Genomic DNA, 18,461 nt, shown 5'->3' with positions numbered 1-18,461 from the left:
GACCAAAAACCCTCGCGTTGCGCCTCGCTGGGTAGGATGTCGGGTCGACGGCTAAGTCGCTTCAGTGGTCGTGCTGGGTGCGGGAGGCCCCGCAGAGTCAGCCGTCCGACGCGACCGTCCTGGGGGCGCCGGCGAACGTCTGAAGGACATGCGTCACGTCAGGGGTGGTTCGGTCCTTCTCGATGTAGAACTCCTTGGTGATTGCGTCCGAGGAGTGGCCGAGAAGGCGGGCCGCGGTGTCCGAGTCGACCAGGCGGTCGATCAGTGTCGCGACTGTCTTGCGGAAGGTGTGTGGCGTCACCCAGTCGAACCCGGTGTCTGTGCGGATTGCGCGCCACCGCCGCTCGATGTTGCCGACTTGGTGCCAGGTGCCGTTCCGGGTGGCGAAGACCGCGTGGTGGTGGTTCGGCGGTTGTTCGATGCGCCGGCGCATCAGTACGTCGACAGCGAACGGCGGCAGCGCGATGGTGCGTTTCGAGGCGTCGGACTTCGGCTTGGGCTTTCGGTAGGTGCCCTTCCCAGTCTCGGTTTTGATGGTGCCGCTGATTGACACTGTCGGTGGGGCGGCGCTTAGGTCGATGTCTGTCCATCGGAGTGCGAGCACTTCGCCGATACGGCAGCCCGTCGCGAGCAGCAGGTCGACGATGTCGGGGATGTCCTGGGTGGGTTTGGGTCCGGGTCGCTTCTTGGTCATCCAGGCGTCCACCGCGGAGCGGAGGGCGTTGAGGTCCTCCACGGACAGCGCTTGAACGTCCTTCTTGTCAGCTCGGAGCCGCGAGGTTGAGGCGACCGGGTTGGTGAGGACCGCGCCGTCGATGACAGCGGCGTCGAACATCATCTTGAGGACCGTTTTCGTCTTCTTGCGGCGACTGTGCGAGTCCTGCGATCGGATCAGCCGTTCCAGCCGTCCAGCTGAGGCCTCGCGCAATCGGATGCTGCCTATGGCGGGGGTGATGACGTTCGCGATGATGCGTTGGTACTCGTTCGCCGTGCTTGGTTCGGAGCGTTGCTCGGCGCGGTACAGCGATAGCCAGACCTCCGCGACCTGGCTCATCCGCATGTCGGGACCGATGAGGTCGCCGGCGGGCGCGCTTCGGTCGGCGATCTTGGCTTTGAGCTCTCGCGTGGCCGCGGCGGCGCTGCGGCCAGTGGCCTTGACTTGCCGGCTGACGCCGTCGAGATCGCGGAACCGCGTGCGCGCACGGTAGATGCCAGGGCGGACCTCTTCGGTGGTGATACTTCCGAACGTTCCCAGGGGCAGTGCGGGCCGGGCCATCGGAGTTCCTTGCTGTTGAGAGTCAGCGACGCCGTGGAGCTGACCGTCGTGACAGGGAATCTAACGCGCGTGACGCGGCCGGGAAGCCGCGCTCAGCGTCGGGAACTACGTCCGCAGCAGGTTCGAGGTCAAGCGCCTCGGCGTGAGCCTCGATCCATGCATCGAGATCCGAACGGCGGTATCGCAGCGCACCGCCGGCCTTCACTGCGCGCGGTCCGAATCCCGGGCGTCGCGTGCGCCAGGTATAGAGCGTCGACTTCGCGATCCCGATGTAGACAGCCGCTTGAGCGATGTTCATCGTGGCCGGCATGAGTGCGGGCCGGCCGCCTCCTGTCGGAAGTGGCTCGACAGAAGGTGCGGTGGCTTGTTTGCTCGTGTCCACGCCTGTGTCCGCAGGCATGCGGTCGCGTTCTGGGGCAGCCAGCGTTCGGTTGCCACCGACGTTGATGACCTCTCTCGCCGTCTCCATCTCTCGTCTCCTCCGACCTGCTGTGGTGGGTCTCGTTGGCCGCGACCCACTTGGTGTCTGACGGTCACCTAAGTGGTCCCACGGGGGCCGAGCGATCAACGCCGCCCTCTGGCCTTCTGCACGCCGTCCCGCGATCCATCGAAGATGCCGGAGCGACGAGGCCAGCATGCCCCGCTCGCTTCGCGGCCGGGGGACGCAATGGGCGAAGGTCCCCGCAATTGGCGTGAGCGACCCCGGCGGCGGCTGCCGCGGTGGATGCCGCGGACGCGGTTGCGGTACTTGCCGAACGCAGCGCGTCGCGTACGGGCTGCGGCACCGGGACGGCGCGCCGGGCGAGAATATCGGCGGGTGAGACCCAGACGACGTCGCCCTCAGCCGGCGGCGTGGCCAGGCCGGCCTCGACGACGTTGTGCGCCCGGCGGGACAGGACTTGGGCTGGCCCCATGAGGTCGGGTGTGTCGGCCTTCTCGGCGACGACGTGCGCTAGTTCGGGGCCTGCCTCGATCGCGCGCAAGGTCGCCCCGGTGGCCTGTGGAAGTCCTAGCCGCGCAGCTATGACCTCGGTCGCCGCGAGGGTGGTGGTGTCGTGGGTGATCTGGCGGTAGGCCGCGCGGACTTCAGCGGTCGCCCGCACCAGAGACTCCTCGAGGCGGGCGCCCGGCGGTGCCAGGTCGCCCCAGCGGCTGGCAAGGTCGTTCCATGCGCGGCCAGCTTCGGCTATCGCGGGGACCAGTCGGTCCGACGGATCGAGGACGCCTGCGGTCGTGGCCGCGTCGACGAGCACCATGCTGGCGCCGGCGATGAGCCCTTGAGTGCGGGTGATGAGGAGGACGTCGGACGGTGCGGGGTCGCGAGCCAGGGCGCGGTGGCATTGGATGTCCCAGGCGGCCAGGGCGCGGGCCAGTCGGCCAGGATCGTCGCTGGGCGGGATCGCCTCGCCGGTGAGCGCTTGGAGCCGGCCAGTCAGGTAGCTGCGGGCGGTGTTTTCGCTAGCGGACATCCGGTCAATCCACGCCCCCATGGGTGCGACGGCGTAGGGGGAGTGGTGCATGGCGAGCTGAAGCGGGCGGCCGGCGTCGCGGGCGTCGTTGACGCGGTCGCGTCCGTGTTCGTGCAGGGCGACGGTGACGGCGTGGGCGGCGAGATGGAGGCCGTGCACGATCCTGGTCCGGGCAGCTTCGAGGTCGCGATGGGCCTCGCTGTGAGCGTGCGGGAGCTCGGCCCCGTAGCGGCGCACCAGCGTCGCTGCAGTCGCGAGGTTATGGGTCATCTGGTTGATGCGGGGGTCGGTCGGGCCTTGGCCCGGCCAGGCCTTCCGGCCGGAGAGGCTGGCCTCGACGGTTGCGGCCTGGGCGGAGAGGCGGGTGATGACGTGATCGGGCTCGTGCTCGTCGACGGCCGGTCGACCCGCGGGTAGCGAGGCCCACAGGTCGGCGGCCGCCGCGACCATCGTCGGCCAGCTTCGCAGCAGCGTGCCGGCGTCATCGCCGCGGACGTCCATCAGCAGCTGGCGGGCCATGCTGTCGACGTCGAAGAGCATCTCGCCGACGCTGCGCAGGTCGCGCGTGGTCATCGCAACCTGGTCCATGCCGAAGAGCTCCTCGTCGAAGTCGGCATACGTCAGACGCGGGTCAGTAGCCATTTCGGCGGGCTTCCCGGATGAGGTCGCACAGATCGAGGACCAGTTGCGAGCCGTGGACTGGTTCCGGCTGGTCCAGCGCTAGCGGGCGGGTCAGCTCTTCGGCTTCGGTGAGCAGCTGTAGCGGCGTGCGGTTGTCGAGGTCGGCGAGCGGCTCGATGTCCTCAGACAACTCGTAGTCGTTCGGCAGCAGGGCGCTGGCTTGGGAGTGCGCGAGGTAGACACCCAGACCGAGGTCGTGAAGCGGGGAGTCGGTGGCCGCTTCGTGTGCGTCGCTCCACACCTGCGTTGCGGCTTGGTGAAGCAGCTGGGCAATCCAGCCGAGGCGGTCCCAGGCGACGTCAGCGGTGAGGGGGTCCACGGGGGCTCCTTTCGGTTCGCGGCCTTGGCCCATGAATCCACGTCCTGGCCGCGGCGCGCTGCGCCGACGGCGGGCTGTGGATAACTCCCGGCACTGTCGGCACTTGCGCACAAACTGGTCTCGTTCGCCTATGTCGGTCGGCGGTCGCCTGACGATCACTGCGAGCAACGTGGCGAGACCCGCACTAGTTCTGAGAGGTGATTCCGGATGGGGTTCGCGATGATCGTGCTGAGAGTGGTGACGTTGGGGCCGGCGCTCCTGACGAGCTTGGTCCTCACCGTGGTCGTGTGCGCACTGCTCCCGCCGACGCTGGGACTGGTGATGTTCCTGGCCGCGGGCGGCCTGCTGGTCGCGCTGGCGCTGGGGCACCTGCGGGTGCTGGCGATCGCGGCGTTCACTGGGGCGCGGCTGGCGACGGAGGCGGAATTGCATGTGATGGCTCCGGCGCTGAAGGAGCTGGGCGGCCGCGGCGTCGACGTCGATGCGCTGTTCGTGCGCCGGGTGCACCGATCGAGCACCCCGGTCGCGGTGGCGATCGGCCCTCACTCCGTAGCGGTCAGCCGTGGTCTGGTCGCGGCCACGCACCGCCGCGACGTGACCGGCGCGGAGGCGGCCGCCACGCTGGCTCATGCTGTCGGAAGGCACCGGGCACTTCGGCCCCGGCTGGAGCTGGCCATGCTTGCGGCGACGACGCCGTGGCGGTTGATGGTGGGGATGCTCTGCGGGGTGGGCCAGGCCTTCGACTGGCTGCCCTTCATACGGTTGGCCTGGACGCTTCGGGGCGTCGTGGGGGTCATCTGCGTGGTGCAGTCGGTCGCCGAGGGTCGCGCCGCGCCCGGTGGGCTCGGGGGCGTGGTGATCGCGTTGACCTACCTGGTGCCCGCCGCTGGCCGGCGGATCGCGCACCTCATCGAGGCCGAGGCCGACAGGTTCGTGCTCGACCTCGGCCTCGGCACCGTGCTAGCAGGCCTGCTGCGGCGCAACGGGCAACCGATGACGCTCGAGCGGACGCAGCGCTTGGAGGCGGCCCCGCCGCCGCCGTTGCCGCGGCTGCGCCTGGTGCACGGCTGAGGCTGCTCTCCCGCGCCGGTCCGTCGCGGCGAAGAGTGTGGGCTACTCCTCGTCCCGGAAGCCGGACGTGGACAGGTGCACGCATCCACGGCCATCGCCTTCGTGCGGCTGGTGATTCATGCAGGGCAGCGAACCCAGGGTGTGGCAGCACTCGACCCAACGCACCGTCGATGTGCAGCTTGTCGGCGCGAGGGCGGCAGTCATCGCAGCCTCCTGCCGGCGGCGGGCGGCGTCGCCGAGCTGGGGCAGCTGTAGGCGTCGGCGTCGGTCTGAGCGTGCTGGCGGGCGGACCACTGACCTTGCGCGATCGTGCGGTCGGGGAGGCAGCCGCCTGTCGTGCTGGCTCCGAGTCGACGACGGGCGGCCTCGTCTGGGCTCTCGACCACTGGAGCGATCTCGTGGATGCCGTGACCAAGTGGATCGACGTCCGGTTGAGTCGTGTCTCTGAGGCATTCGGCTAGGTCCTCGACTGGGGTGTCCAAGACCCGTTCGAGGATGTCGGCGATGCCGTCTGGGGAGCCGTCACACCCGGCCACGAGGGCGTCGGCCAAGCGTTCGAGGGCGGCATCGCCGCGCTCGGTGAAGGTGACGATGCCGAAGACGCGGTTCTCAGTAGGGGAAGTGTTCATGGTCCACCTCGCTTTCTGGTCACCTAGGTGCGTAGAAGCTGGGTAAGCGATCAGCCGGGACGCGGCGCCAGGAACTCCGGCGCCCCCAGCGCGTGAGACACACGGCAGGTGTGTTGCTCGCTGCGGCTGCCGGCGGGGCAGCCGTCGACGACGCCGAAGCTTGAGTGCATCTCCCTTCCCAGGTCGTCGCGGGGAGAGTTCCCCGTCCCGAGAGGCGTCCTCGATGGAGAGCCGGACGGGAGTCACGGTCCTAGAGAGTCCTTCGAGGGGCGGCCTGGAGTGACCGATTCTGCAGATGACTCATCACCGCCTAAGGGCGCAACTACATCGCCGGCGCACCCAGAGAGCTCTAGCCCGAGTCAGTTCGTAGGCACGGGCAGCATGACGGTTATCCACAGGCAAAAATAGTTCCGTCGACCCCGACGATTCTGTGGTCCCATGGACTTCGGAGCAATCGGAGGCGTTGCCGCTTTGGTCCCACCGGGGGGATCGACCCGCACGACTCTCCGGTCAGGACTGGGCAATGGCATCTCGGAGTTGGCCGCATAAGGCCCACGAGACATTCGATAGACGCGCACTTGTGCTCAAGTGTCGAATTCGGCGAGCGTTGATCGCCCGGGCCATGTCCTGACACGTAGGTGACCAAGACGGGGAAGGACTCGGGATCCATGTCGCAGAACACCGCTCAAGGCCTTTCGGTCGGGGCAAGGCCCGACAGCCCTCCCATGCCCCATCTCAACAACAGTCCGCGACCACGACCCAAGCGGCGCCGCAGGCCATGGCTGTTCGCACTCTGCGCGGCCCTGGTCGCCGCGGGAGCGCTCGGTAGCGCCTTCGCGTTCACCTCGGTCACAGACACCCAAGCGGTCCTCGTCGTCATCCGCGACATCAACCGGGGGGAAACCATCGAGGCCGGTGACCTCTCGGTTGTGCGGATAGGCGTCGACCCGACCCTGAACCCGGTCCCCGGCAGCCAGATGGCGAAGCTCGAAGGCAGCCGCGCCGCCGCCGACCTGTGGGCCGGCACCCTGCTGACCGAGGCTGCGGTCACCGACCAGTTGGTGCCGGGGCAAGGGGAGTCGCTCGTGGGCATCAGCCTCACCCCCGCTCAGATGCCGTCCGAGCCGCTCCGCGCCGGCGACACCGTTCGGATCGTCACCACCCCCGGCGACCAGGGCGAGGTCACCAACGAGGACCCGGTGACGGTGGAAGCGATCGTGGTTGGGGTGAGCCTCGTGCCGGAGACCGGCGAGACGGTCGTCGACGTCTCGGTCCCCGAAGGCGACGCCGCCGATCTGGCAGCCCGGGCTGCGACCAGGCGGGTCGCGCTGGTCCTGGACGCTCGGGAGCGCTGAGCGATGGCGCTGATCGTCCTTGCATCCGCCAGCGGTGCGCCCGGCGTCTCCACTACTGCGCTGGGGCTCACCCTCAACTGGCACCGTTCCGTGCTCCTGGTCGACGCCGACCCGACCGGTTCCTCCGCGGTCTTCGCCGGCTACTTCCAGGGAAGCCAGGAACCCCCCGGCGGGCTGATCAACCTCGCCATCGCGCTGCGCGAGGGGACACTGGCCGCCGTCCTTCCTCGCGAGACACTGCTGCTGGACCCCGAGGCCCCGGCCGAGCGCGCGCCCTGTTTCCTGCCCGGCATCCGCTCTCACGAGCAGGCCCCCAGCCTGCTGCCGCTGTGGGAGCCGCTGGCCGACCAACTGCGCGCGCTGGACCGCAACGGCCAAGACGTCATCGTTGACGCCGGTCGGCTCGGCCTCGCGGGCTGGCCGCAACCCCTCATCGCGGCCTCCGACCTGACCCTGCTCGTCACCCGCAGCTCACTGCCCGCGCTGGCCGGTGCACGCTCGTGGGCCAAGTCGCTGCGCGAGCAGTTCGCCGCCGTCGGTGGCCTCTCTCGACTCGGCCTCCTCCTCGTCGACGAGGACCGCCGCTGGCCGGCAATGCCGACCGGCGTCCCGCGAGTGCGTCCCTACACGCCGCGCCACATCGCCAAGGCGCTCCAGATCTCCGTCACAGCATCGGTGGACTGGGATCCCGGACCCGCGGAGGTCTACTCGCACGGCACCCGCAAACCCCGCAAGTTCGAGTCCTGCGACCTGGTGCGCAGCTACCGCACCGGAGCCTCGCTGATCCACTCCGTCCTCAGCTCCAACCAGGCCGCCCTCGCCAACCCGACCCCCGTCACCAGCGGAGGCCGCGCATGAGCGTCAACCGCGGCGAGCCCGGAGCCCAGGACCGCGAGCCGTTCCGCGCCGACGAATGGCTCGCGGCGCGACGCGCCGACCAGCCTGGTGGTCGTGGCTCGAGCTCCCCGTTTGCCCGCGCGCGTGGCACCGACGGCAGCCAGCCGCGCACGCAGACACCGCCGCCGGTACCGACCAGCGAGGACCACGACCCGACATCGCTCCCGCTCTTCGCCGGCGCCTGGACCAGTGACGATCAGCTGCCGGGCCGCACCCGCTCGGACTTCACCCTGCGCCCGCTCGTCGCCAGCGCCGACGACCAGCCTCACGCGATCGCCCCTACCAACGACGCCGACGCCGACGGCGCCGGCGTGGCAGAGGTCGAGCTCGACTGGGAGCTCATCGCCCAGTATCGAGCCGAGATCTCCTCCCGGCTGACCGCGCGGCTGGACAAGGAAGGCGGCCGGGTCACCGAGGACGACCGCGAGCAGATGGGCCTCGACGTCATCGACGAGTTCATCAAGTCCGAGGCCGAGACACTCGTCTCGACCGGCCGCCTGCCGTGGAGCCGTCAGCAGGAGGCCGCGCTCAAGGGCGCGCTCAAGGCAGCACTGTTCGGTCTGGGCAGGCTGCAGCCGCTGGTGGAGCGCGAGGACGTGGAGAACATCGTCGTCATCGCCCGCGGCTCCGAGTGCGCCGTATGGCTGGAGCTCGTCGACGGCACGTTGGTCGAAGCCGCCCCGATCGCCGATTCCGAGGACGAGCTGCGCGAGTTCCTCGCCGACCTCGGCTCTCGGCAGAACCGACCCTTCACCGAAGCGCGTCCACACCTGGACCTGCGCCTGCCCGGCGGCGCCCGGCTTGCGGCCGGATCTTGGGTAATGGCCTACACCTCGGTGGTGATCCGGCGACACGGGATGCGCGAGGTGTCGATGGACGAGATGGTCTACGACCGCGAGGCGTGCGGCGCGGTCCTGGCCGACTTCCTCGCCGCCTGCGTGCGGGCCGGCAAGAGCATCGTCGTCTCAGGCGTCCAAGGATCGGGCAAGACCACGTGGGTCCGCGCCCTGTGCTCGTGCATCCCGCCCTGGGAGATGATCGGCACCTTCGAGACCGAGTTCGAGCTGCACCTACATGAGCTCGTCGACCGGCACAAGATCGTCCACGCGTGGGAGCACCGGCCGGGATCCGGCGAGGTCGGCATCGACGGCCGCCAGGCTGGTGAGTTCAGCCTCGAGGAGGCGATCCACCACTCCTTCCGGTTCAACCTCGCTCGCCAGATCGTCGGCGAGGTCCGCGGCCCAGAGGTCTGGAACATGCTCAAGGCCATGGAGTCCGGCCCGGGCTCGATCAGCACCACCCACGCCCGCAGCGCCGAGCACACCATCGAGAAGCTCGTCTCCTGCGCCATGGAGAAGGGCCCGCAGGTCACTCGCGAGCTCGCGATCAGCAAGCTCGCCGCCGCCATCGACATCGTGATGTACCTACGCTCCGACGTCGTCCCGGGCCCGTGCGACGGAACCTTCCGCAAGCAGCGCTGGGTCGAGGAGATCCTGGTCGTCCAGCCGAGCATCGACGCGGCGCGGGGGTACGCGACCACCCCGATCTTCGCCCCGGACCAGCGCGGCCCGGCCGTCGCTACCGGGAAGCTCGACAACTTCCTCGCCCAAGAGCTCGCCCGCCACGGGTTCGACCTCGAGTCGTACAAGGCCGAGTCTGCCGTGCACGAGGGGGCAAACCGTGGGGTGGCGATCACATGACCGCCCTCCTGCCGGCCGTGTTCGGCGCGCTCATCGTCATCGGCCTGATCGGCATGGCGTACGCGCTCATCCCGGCACCCCTGAAGCCCCCGCGGCCCGTCCGGACCCTCACGCCGGTCGGCCGGGCGGGTCGCTGGTTCACCCGACTCGACGCGCGCACCCGGATGCTGCTCATCGGCGGCATTGTCGCCGGTCTCCTGGTCGCGCTGCTCACCGGATGGGTGATTGCGATCGTGCTCCTCCCCGCTGCGACCGTCGGCGTCCCGCTGCTGCTCACGCCCCCACCGGCGGCTGCGAGCGTCGAGAAGCTCGAGGCGCTGGAGGAGTGGACCCGGTCGCTGTCCGGCAAGCTCACGGCCGGACAGTCGCTGCGCTCCGCTCTCATCAAGTCGCTGCAATCGGTGCCAGCGCCCATCGAGCGCGAGGTTGGCCTGATGGTCTCCCGGCTCTGGAACAACACCGCGACCACCGAAGACGTCTTGCGCGCCTTCGCCGAGGACCTCAACGACTCCACGGGCGACGTGGTGGCCAGCCAGCTCATCCTCGCCGCCAGCGGTCGTGGCCAGGCGGGGTTAGCCAAGGCTCTGGACGCCCTGGCCGAGACGGTCGCCGCCGACGTGCGGGCCCGGCGCCAGATCGCCGCCGACCAAGCCAAGCCGCGCACCACCGCCCGCACGGTCACCGTAATCACCCTCGGCGTTCTGGGCATGCTCGCCCTCACCGGCGACTACATCGAGCCCTACGGCAGCCCCCTCGGCCAGGTCATCCTCGCCGTCCTGCTGACCGCCTACGTGGCCACGCTTCTGTGGATGCGCCGAATGGCAGTCGCCAAACCGCTCCCGCGCTTCCTCGACCTCCCAGCCCGCAAGGCGCATCGAGCGGCGCGCCGAGCGGCGCAAAAGGAGAAGGAAGGAGCGCTCGCATGACCGGCCTCCAGGTCGCGCTCGCCAGCGGGACCCTCTTCGGGCTCGCCGTTGCCCTGCTCGTGTGGCGCCTGGCTCCGTCCGACCCCGACCTCACCGACGCCCTGAACCGGCTCTCGCCGAACCACGTCGTACCCAGCCGCAGCGCCGCGCTCGACGTCGAGGGCAGCACAGAAGCCCTATCGCTGGTCGACCGGATCGGCGCGTGGGCAATCAAGAACCTGCCTGGGGGAGCGTGGGCACACACGCCCCGCAAGGATCTGGCCATCCTGCAGATCAGCGAGACCAGGTTCTACGGCGAGAAGGTCGTCTGGGCGCTGCTGGGCTTGGCCATGCCCCCGGTGTTCGCGGCGTTCTTCGGGCTGATCGGGCTCTCGCTCCCGTTTGCAATCCCCGTCCTCGGGTCGCTCGGGCTCGCCGCATTGTTCTGGTTCATGCCCAACTACAACGCCTCCGACGACGCCAAGAAGGCGCGCATCGAGTTCAACCGGGCGCTGGGTGCCTACATCGACATGGTCGCCACCGGAGTCCGCGACGGCTCCAGCGGCCAGCAAGCGCTGCGTGCTGCGGCCGAGGTCGGCGACACCTGGGTGTTCAAGCGGATCGAGAGCGAGCTGCGCCGCGCCCGCTACATGACCCGCGCCCCCTGGGACGCGCTGCATGGGCTCGCCGATGACCTCGGCGTCCCCGACCTCGACGACCTCGCCGACATCATGCAGCAGTCCGGCCAGGACGGCGCCCAGATCTACAACAACCTCCGAGCCCGCGCCGCCGCACTCCGCTCGGCGATGCTCAGCGCCGAGCTCGGGAAAGCCAACGCCGTCTCCGAGCGCATGTACATCCCCGCCAGCCTGCTCGGCATCGTCTTCGTGGCGATCCTCGTGACCCCGTCGATGCTCCGACTCGCGACCTGACACCGACAGCAATCCGGGACACCACGAACTCCACCACCAGAAAGGAAACAACCCGATGTTGAAGCTCTTCATCACCCTCCAGGTGACGGCCCTCGCCGTGATCACCTGCGTGGAGGACCGCATCGTCAAGCACCGACGCGACGAGCGAGGCTCTGTCACCATCGAGCAGGTCATCTGGGCCGGCGCGGTCATCCTCATCGTCGGCATCGTCGTCGCCGCGATCACCGCATACGTCACCAGTGAGGCCGGGAAGATCAAGTAGGCCCGCCATGCTGCCCAGCTCTCCAGGCCGACACCGGGACGAACGCGGCTCAGTGGCCATCCAGATGGTGTTCCTGATGCCGGCGCTCTTCGCGGTGATGTTCCTCGGTGTCCAGGGCGCGTTGTACTACCACGCTCGCGAAGTAGCGCTCGCGGCCGCGCAGGAGGGCGCCCGCGAGGCGGGCAGCCAGAACGGCACCCGCGAGTCCGGACTGGCGACCGCACACGGCTTCCTCCAGGACGCCGGCGGATCCGACGTGATGACGGCGACCAGCGTCTCCGGGTCACGAACCACGACAACGGCCACGATCACCGTCACCGGCCAGTCCATGAGCGTGTTCCCCGGCTGGCACGTGACCGTCCGCCAGAGCGCCAGCGCCCCGGTCGAGAGGCTCACCGAATGATGGCGCAGAGCGTCTGGGCACGCGCCTTCAACCGCAGCCGGCACGAGCGCGGATCGGTGGCCATCGAGGCCGCGATCGCCGTCCCGGCCTTCGGGCTGTTCGTGGCGATGATCGTCCTCGGCGGCCGCGTCGAGATCGCCAAGCAGTCCTTGGAAGCAGCCGCGTACGAGGCAGCACGGGCAGCCTCAATCGAGCGAACCCAGAGCGAGGCGATCGCCGCAGGCAGGTCCTCGGCCGCAAACAGCCTGCACGACCAGGACGTGAACTGCACCAGCACGACCATCACCGTCAACGCGGCGGCGTTCAACGCCCCGATCGGGAACACCGCCCAGGTGAACGTAACGGTGACCTGCACGGTCCCCCTGTCGGACCTGAGCATCCCCGGCATACCCGGCACCCGCACGGTCACCACAACCGCGAGCAGCCCCGTCGACGCCTACCGGGAGCGCCGATGATGAGGCACCCGCGCCAGAGATTCTCGCCGCGGCAGCGCGACGAGCGCGGCGCCATCAGCGTCTGGTTCGCCACCGCGTCACTGGTGATGATCATCCTCGTCGGGATGACGGTCGACGTCGGCGGCAAGGTGCACGCCCAGCAGCAGGCCCGCAGTGCCGCGGCCCAGGCCGCCCGCACCGGCGCCCAGGAAGTGGGCTCGACCGCTATCCGCGGCGAGGAGCTCCGCGTCGACATCAACGCCGCCAAGTCCGCCGCGCAGGGCTACCTCAACGCCGCCGGCGTGCAGGGCAGCGTCACCGTCGTCAACGGCGACACCCTGATCGTGCGCACCACCGACACCTACTACAGCAAGTTCCTCGGGATCATCGGGCTCGACTCGATGAGGGTCACCGGGGAGGCGTCTGCACGGCTCATCCGCGCCCAAGGAGGCATCGAACAGTGATTTCTGCGCAGAGCACGCCCACCGGTCCCACTGCCGGCCAGCGGCTGACCGGGCTACTCGCCACGATCGCCGTTCTCAGCATCATCATCGGCCTGCCGGCTCTCTTCCTCGCCATTGGAGCCAGCCCGGTCCCCGACCAGGCGCCGAGCTGGGAGAGAGTCAAGGACGCACTGCTCGCACCCGACGACGGCACCCTGATCCTGGGCCTGTTCCAGGTGATCGGCTGGGCCGCGTGGGCGTTCATGACGCTCAGCCTCGTGGTGGAGACGATCGCCCGCCTCCGCAGGGTCGAGGCCCCCAAACTGCCGGGTCTTGGTCGCCCGCAGGCCGCGGCCCACGGGCTGATCGGACTCGCTGCCCTGCTGTTCATCGCAGCGCCGATCGCTGCGCAGGCCGCCAACGCCGGCCCGGCCGCCGCGTCCGCGCCGGCGGTCGTGGGCCATGTGCACGCCGGGATCGTCGATCAGACTCCGGCCCAGCACGGCGCGAAGGTCGAGGCTAAGCCGGAGCGTGCGACGGTCGATCACTCGGTCAAGCCGGGGGAGAGCCTGTGGTCGATCGCTGAGGACCACTTCGATGACGGTGCGCGCTACAAGGAGATCGCCGAGCTCAACCGCGACCTCATCGGCTCCTTGCCCAGCTTCCTCGAGCCCGGCTGGGTGCTCAAGCTGCCAGCCCCGGACAGCCGAGCGTCCTCCAACACGAACCGGCACGCCTACACCGTGCAACCCAACGACACACTCAGCGACATCGCCCACGACGAGCTCGGCGACGCCGACCGGTGGCCGGAGATCTACCAGGCCTCCACCGGCATTACCCAGCCCGGCGGCGCCCACCTCGCCGACCCCGACGTGATCGACGTCGGCTGGAAGCTCAACATCCCCGGAGCCCAGACACCCGCCCGGCACGACGACCGGCAGCAGCAGTCCCAGCCTCGCGAGGACAAGCCCGGGACCCCCGCCGAACCCAAGACCGAGCAGCAGCCGATCAATCCGCCGGCCGAGGAGACTCCGCCAGTCCCCGAGACCGAGGTCCCCGAGACCGAGGCCCCGGAGACTGCCGCGCCCGAGGTCCCGCAGGCCGAGGGGCCGACGGCGCCGGCCGCCGACGTCGACGAGGTCGACGAAGCCGACGACTCGATCCTCGAGGCGCCCTGGGTCCTGGCCGGTCTCACCGGCGGGGGCGTGCTGCTGTCCGGGGCCCTGCTGACGGCGCTGCGGTCCCGTCGGCGCTCCGCTTACCGGAACCGGCCGCCGGGCCGAGCGATCGCCGCCCCGCCCCCCGAGCTGGCGCCGGTGGAGATGACGCTGGCGGCTACCGGTGCTGCCGCGGCCCCCACCGTGGAGTTCGCCGACGAGGCCCTGCAGCGCCTCGCAGCCGCGGTCGCAGCTCAGGGCATCGCGATGCCGCCGCTGGCGGCCCTCGAGCTCGCGAAGGGCAAGCTGATGCTGCACCTCAGCGCCCCGGCCGCCGTCCCGGGCCCCTGGGTGGGCAGCCCCGACCAGACCCACTGGCACGTCAGCAGGGACACCGTGGTGGAGGACCTCGGCCCCGACACCGGCCACGTCGAGCCGCCCTACCCGCTGCTGGCCACCATCGGCATGAGCGACACCGGCGAGACCTGGCTGCTGAATTGCGAGGAGCTCTCCACGCTGACCATCAGCGGCGACCCCACCTACGGCCGCGACTTCGCCCGCCACCTCGCTGCTCAGCTGGCCGTCAACCCGTGGTCGCGCCGCGTCCAAGTCGACTGCATCGGGGTAGCGGAGGAGACCGTCGCCATGGACGAGCGGATCACCTACTACCCGACCGGTGAGGCCGGGACGCCCGCGGCCGCGGAGATCCTCGCCGCCGCGGTGACCACGGTCGACCGAGCGAAGCGACACGACACCGACGTGTCCACGGCCCGCACCGGCAGCGTCGACGACGACACCTGGCCCGCCAGGATGCTGCTCCTCGACGCCGCAGCCGGAGACCCCGACGACCTCGAGCAGCTGCTGCAGCTGGTCAATGACCACGTCGGCCAGTCCGCGACCTCCATCGTCGTTGCCGGCGAACGCCCGAACACGCCCGGCGCGGTGCTGCACTTGACCAACACCGGTCGCGTCGTCCTCGAGAACGTCGGCCTCAACCTCATCGCCGTCGGCCTCACCAGCGACGAGGCCAGCGGCTGCGCTCTGGTCTACGCCCAGAGCGAGACCCCGGAGTACGTCGACACGCCCGTGGACGAGACCGCCACCGACGGCTGGGAGGCCTACACCGACTCCTCCGGAGCTCTGCGTTGCGAGTACACCTTGCCCCGCAACACCCCTGAGGGAGTCGTCGACGAGCCGCTGTCCTCCCTGCTCGAGGGCACCGACGAGGATTACATCCGCGAAAGCGCGATCGTGCAGGAGGACCTAGAGGCTCTGGCGCCGAAGGTGCCCGCCCACGTCCGCGCCGAGGTCGAGGACAAGGACCCCACCCTCGACCAGGACATCGCCGACTGGTTCTCGCCCAACTGCGACCGCCCGCGGCTCACCCTGCTCGGCGCGGTCGCTGCACGCACTCAAGGCAAGGCACTCGCCAAGCGCAAGCCGTACTTCACCGAGCTCCTGGCGTTCCTCGCCCTGCACCGCAAGTACGGCGCCACCCGCGAGCAGATCCGCGAGGCCTTCTCGATCTCCGACGGCAAGGTGCGTGACTACACCAACATCGTTCGCGACTGGCTCGGTCCAAACTCCCGCACCGGCGAGGACCATCTGCCCTACGCGGACAAGGCACCGGCCGCCAAGCTCACCGGGATCAACGTCTACCAGGTCGACGACGGCCTGCTCGTCGACCTGGACCTGTTCATCCGCCTCCGCAAGCGCGGGCACAGTCGAGGAGGCGCCGACGGTGTCGCCGACCTCTGCACCGCGCTCGAGCTCGTCGGGGAGGCACGGCCGTTCAGCCAGCTGCGCGAGGAAGGATGGGCATGGCTCGCCAACGAGCCTGACCGCGTCGACCTCATGGCGGGCGGGTGGATCGCCGACGTCGCCCTCATCGTCCTCACCGAGGCGCTCGCGGCCGGCGACCTGGCTAAGGCCCGCTCCGCCGCCTACGTCGCGAAGCGCGCAGACCCCGACGGCGAGAGCACCCGACTGTGCCTTGCCCACGTCATGAAGGCCGAGGGCGACCAGCTCGAGGCCGACCGGATCCTGCGCGAGGAGATCTGCAACCGGTCCGACGACGGCGACGCACCCATGGAACTGTCGGAGCGCACGAAGACCATCATCCGTACACACGGCTGGCTCGCGAGCTGACTCGGGAAGGAAGCACCAGCACATGACAACGTTCGACCAGGAACTCGCCGGCCGATACGTCGCGGCCGGCGGTGAACGCCCCGACCTCGACGCCCGCCGCGTCCCGCGGGCCGCGTTCGTGCGCGTCACCATCCGCACGCTCCACAACGCCGACAAGAAGTTCGGCATCGGCCCCACAAACAACGGCTCACTGGCCGAAGTTCGTCGACGCAGCCGAAGAACACCTCGAGCAAATCGCCAACGACGTCAGCCAGCGGTCCGTCATGGCGTCGCCCACCACAGGAGGAGACACCACATGAGGAAGCACCACTCCGCACTCGGGGGAGTGGCCCTCTCCCTCGCCCTGATTCTCACGGGCTGCGGCGGCGACGACACCGAGCCCACGGTCCAGGAGACCCCGAGCCAGGCCCCCTCGCCGACACCCGCCAGCACGCCGACTCCGAAGACGCCGGAGGAAAGGGCGGCTCGTCAACTGGTCAAGTACCTCAGCGTTCGCGATGACGCGTTGCGTGCCATGAAATTCGACGCCAAGCGTTTCGACAGCGTGGCTGCGGGCCAGGAGTTCGTGACACTCCAGCAGCGGATCATCGAGTACTCGTCCAACAGGTTCACCTTGAGAGGCGAGTACGAACACACTCTCCGCGGGCCTCGACAACGCAGCGACAGCACCATGGTGGTGGAGGTCTGTGAGGACGAGTCGGGCATCGAGTTCCTGACTGAGGCTGGGAACCCGGTGAAGCGAAGTCTCGGTGGAGCGCCGATCCCGGTGGCGCGGTCCGTTAAGTACACGCTCAATCTGACGAAGGGACGATGGCTCGTGACAGCGTCCACTTACGTTCTCGACGCGGATGGCCTGGCGCAGCCATGTTGAGCGTTCTTCGTCGCCTTGTTGTGGTCACTTTGGTGGCTCTTACGCTCGCGCTTGTCGGGCATGCACCTGCATTCGCAGGCTCCTGTCCGGATGGATCTGACCCTGTTCCAATTGAGCAGTGCGACGCTCAGGGCAACTGCTCCGTACAGCTGACCTGCCCGGGTGACGTTGGCGGAGGTGGCGAGGATCCGGGCAATGGTGGTGGTTCGTCCACGTGCACCCACCAAGGCAAGCCGATCCCGTGCCAGCTACCTGGAGTAGGCACTTGGAACGGAGAGTGTTACGTGACGCCGACTCAATTGGAGGTGCAGCCACCACCACCTGCAGGTCAGACCGAGGATGATGGTGCCTGGCACTACTGCATCTTTCCAAGCGGCGGCGGCACCTATGCCGGCACGGCCTGGGTGGAAGATGGGAGGACGTTCATCGACCCAGTGGTCCTTGCACAACGCGCCATCGCCGCAATGGATCTTGACCCCATCAGTATCGGCATCGTTCCCGAGTCTGGTCCGAACCGAGTTGGCCTGGTCGGGCTGCCGGTGTGGATGTGGGTCGACGGCCCGACGGACGACACGTTCGGCCCGGTCACTGCATCGGCCAGCGAGGGGTCGGTGTCGGTCACTGCCACCGGCAGCGTCTCGAACATCGTCTGGAACATGGGCGACGGCACCACCGTGACTTGCACAGGCGAGGGCACCCCGTACGCCGACCACTACGGCAAGCAGGACTCGCCGACGTGTGGGCACCGCTACGAGCAGATGTCGACGGACCAGCCCGATGGGGCCTACCAGGTCACCGCCACGAGCCACTGGGTCGTCGAGTGGACCGGCGGAGGTCAGTCCGGAACCATCGAGTTCGACCTGACCACCGACGCGCTGCCGATCCGCATCGGTGAGGCGCAGGTGTTGGCGCAGTGAGTGTTCGGTAGGCACTCAGCGACCACGAGAGACAGATCCCCGTTCCTCAGAGCGGGACGGGGACTTGCTCTGTTGCCAACGGCGTCTGGCTCCGCGCGGCGCGCATTCGAAGGATCGCGGCATATCAGATGCGGCGCGCGCTGTACTCCCGGATGAGCTCCACGGTGTCGGTTGCCTTGACGACACATTCGACGCGGTTGCTGCACGCCGCCCAGAATGGGCTACCCGGGACGTGCGACCCCGCGCCCAGTCTGTTGCAGACCGTCCGACTTCGCTACGCAGCCGGCACGCCGCGTGATGGCGTCTGCACCTCAGCGAATCCAAGGCGCGCCGCACCTCAGGGCTCACGTCTGATCCCGAGTCCGCGCGTTTCACCGCACGCGAGACCAGCACACGCGAGCGATGGCTCGAATCGAACTGGATCCGTCCCCCGAGAATCCCGGTCAATTCGGGACTGCAGCCCCAAGCGGGACCGCGGATAGCCGAGCAGACTCGCAGCACCGCTTGCGGGGGACGGACTATCTGCCATTTGTAGGCCAGCAGACGACCGCATCGGTCTGCAACCCTGTGGACCGCCACGCCCTGCAGGCGC

Annotated in this window: 18 protein-coding genes; 13 read left to right on the top strand and 5 right to left on the bottom strand. The window is 69.0% G+C overall.

Going from position 1 to position 18,461, the window contains the following annotated elements; genetic code table 11:
* Positions 1-97 precede the first annotated feature (97 nt).
* The 4 genes from ACFQW6_RS07460 to ACFQW6_RS07445 form a co-directional block, all read right to left on the bottom strand.
* Complete coding sequence (locus ACFQW6_RS07460; protein WP_378542867.1) at positions 98-1,276, bottom strand: tyrosine-type recombinase/integrase; 1,179 nt, start codon at positions 1,274-1,276, stop codon at positions 98-100.
* 22 nt (positions 1,277-1,298) lie between these two features.
* Entirely contained in the window at positions 1,299-1,574 is a 276-nt protein-coding gene (locus ACFQW6_RS07455) for a helix-turn-helix transcriptional regulator (RefSeq protein WP_378542922.1), read from the bottom strand.
* A 235-nt stretch (positions 1,575-1,809) separates the two neighbouring features.
* The gene (locus tag ACFQW6_RS07450; RefSeq protein ID WP_378542865.1) at positions 1,810-3,285 is read right to left on the bottom strand and encodes a hypothetical protein; all 1,476 of its coding nucleotides are present in this window, start codon (positions 3,283-3,285) and stop codon (positions 1,810-1,812) included.
* 91 nt (positions 3,286-3,376) lie between these two features.
* A complete protein-coding gene (locus tag ACFQW6_RS07445; protein WP_378542863.1) occupies positions 3,377-3,745 on the bottom strand; it encodes a hypothetical protein in 369 nt (122 codons plus the stop codon).
* A 318-nt stretch (positions 3,746-4,063) separates the two neighbouring features.
* On the opposite strand from ACFQW6_RS07445, the gene ACFQW6_RS07440 reads away from it, so the two are divergent.
* Positions 4,064-4,816, top strand: a complete 753-nt coding sequence (locus tag ACFQW6_RS07440; RefSeq protein ID WP_378542862.1) for a hypothetical protein — start codon at positions 4,064-4,066, stop codon at positions 4,814-4,816.
* Positions 4,817-5,016: 200 nt separating this feature from the next.
* Here ACFQW6_RS07440 and ACFQW6_RS07435 read toward each other — a convergent pair whose 3' ends face one another.
* Positions 5,017-5,445 (bottom strand): hypothetical protein, encoded by a 429-nt coding sequence (locus tag ACFQW6_RS07435; RefSeq protein WP_378542860.1) that lies wholly within the window; start codon positions 5,443-5,445, stop codon positions 5,017-5,019.
* A gap of 668 nt (positions 5,446-6,113) precedes the next feature.
* Here ACFQW6_RS07435 and ACFQW6_RS07430 point away from each other — a divergent pair.
* The 12 genes from ACFQW6_RS07430 (at position 6,114) to ACFQW6_RS07375 (ending at position 17,869) form a co-directional block, all read left to right on the top strand.
* Positions 6,114-6,800 carry an SAF domain-containing protein gene (locus ACFQW6_RS07430; RefSeq protein ID WP_378542858.1) on the top strand — a complete coding sequence of 229 codons (687 nt, stop codon included), beginning with the start codon at positions 6,114-6,116 and terminating at the stop codon, positions 6,798-6,800.
* A gap of 3 nt (positions 6,801-6,803) precedes the next feature.
* Positions 6,804-7,658 carry a hypothetical protein gene (locus ACFQW6_RS07425; protein WP_378542856.1) on the top strand — a complete coding sequence of 285 codons (855 nt, stop codon included), beginning with the start codon at positions 6,804-6,806 and terminating at the stop codon, positions 7,656-7,658.
* Positions 7,655-9,397, top strand: a complete 1,743-nt coding sequence (locus ACFQW6_RS07420; RefSeq protein ID WP_378542854.1) for an ATPase, T2SS/T4P/T4SS family — start codon at positions 7,655-7,657, stop codon at positions 9,395-9,397. Before ACFQW6_RS07425 ends, ACFQW6_RS07420 begins: the two co-directional genes overlap by 4 nt.
* Positions 9,394-10,323 (top strand): type II secretion system F family protein, encoded by a 930-nt coding sequence (locus ACFQW6_RS07415; RefSeq protein WP_378542852.1) that lies wholly within the window; start codon positions 9,394-9,396, stop codon positions 10,321-10,323. Before ACFQW6_RS07420 ends, ACFQW6_RS07415 begins: the two co-directional genes overlap by 4 nt.
* Positions 10,320-11,234 carry a type II secretion system F family protein gene (locus ACFQW6_RS07410; RefSeq protein ID WP_378542850.1) on the top strand — a complete coding sequence of 305 codons (915 nt, stop codon included), beginning with the start codon at positions 10,320-10,322 and terminating at the stop codon, positions 11,232-11,234. The genes ACFQW6_RS07415 and ACFQW6_RS07410 overlap by 4 nt, the downstream gene beginning before the upstream one ends.
* A 55-nt stretch (positions 11,235-11,289) precedes the next feature.
* A complete protein-coding gene (locus ACFQW6_RS07405; protein WP_378542848.1) occupies positions 11,290-11,496 on the top strand; it encodes a hypothetical protein in 207 nt (68 codons plus the stop codon).
* 52 nt (positions 11,497-11,548) lie between these two features.
* On the top strand, positions 11,549-11,899 hold the full coding sequence (locus ACFQW6_RS07400) for a TadE family protein (protein WP_378542846.1): 351 nt from the start codon (positions 11,549-11,551) through the stop codon (positions 11,897-11,899).
* Positions 11,896-12,354, top strand: coding sequence for a TadE/TadG family type IV pilus assembly protein (locus ACFQW6_RS07395; RefSeq protein WP_378542844.1), 459 nt, complete (start codon positions 11,896-11,898; stop codon positions 12,352-12,354). The genes ACFQW6_RS07400 and ACFQW6_RS07395 overlap by 4 nt, the downstream gene beginning before the upstream one ends.
* Positions 12,351-12,797, top strand: a complete 447-nt coding sequence (locus ACFQW6_RS07390) for a TadE/TadG family type IV pilus assembly protein (protein WP_378542842.1) — start codon at positions 12,351-12,353, stop codon at positions 12,795-12,797. The genes ACFQW6_RS07395 and ACFQW6_RS07390 overlap by 4 nt, the downstream gene beginning before the upstream one ends.
* Positions 12,794-16,081, top strand: coding sequence for a LysM peptidoglycan-binding domain-containing protein (locus tag ACFQW6_RS07385; protein ID WP_378542840.1), 3,288 nt, complete (start codon positions 12,794-12,796; stop codon positions 16,079-16,081). Before ACFQW6_RS07390 ends, ACFQW6_RS07385 begins: the two co-directional genes overlap by 4 nt.
* Positions 16,082-16,103: 22 nt before the next feature.
* Entirely contained in the window at positions 16,104-16,952 is an 849-nt protein-coding gene (locus ACFQW6_RS07380; protein ID WP_378542839.1) for a hypothetical protein, read from the top strand.
* A gap of 284 nt (positions 16,953-17,236) precedes the next feature.
* Positions 17,237-17,869: a hypothetical protein gene (locus ACFQW6_RS07375; protein WP_378542837.1), complete on the top strand. Its 633-nt coding sequence runs from the start codon at positions 17,237-17,239 to the stop codon at positions 17,867-17,869.
* Positions 17,870-18,461 lie beyond the last annotated feature (592 nt).

The organism is Nocardioides sp. GCM10028917, assembly GCF_042666175.1.
Taxonomy (GTDB): Bacteria; Actinomycetota; Actinomycetes; order Propionibacteriales; family Nocardioidaceae; genus Nocardioides.
Note: the sequence above shows the minus strand (reverse complement) of the source record. Positions and strands in the feature narration are given on the sequence as shown.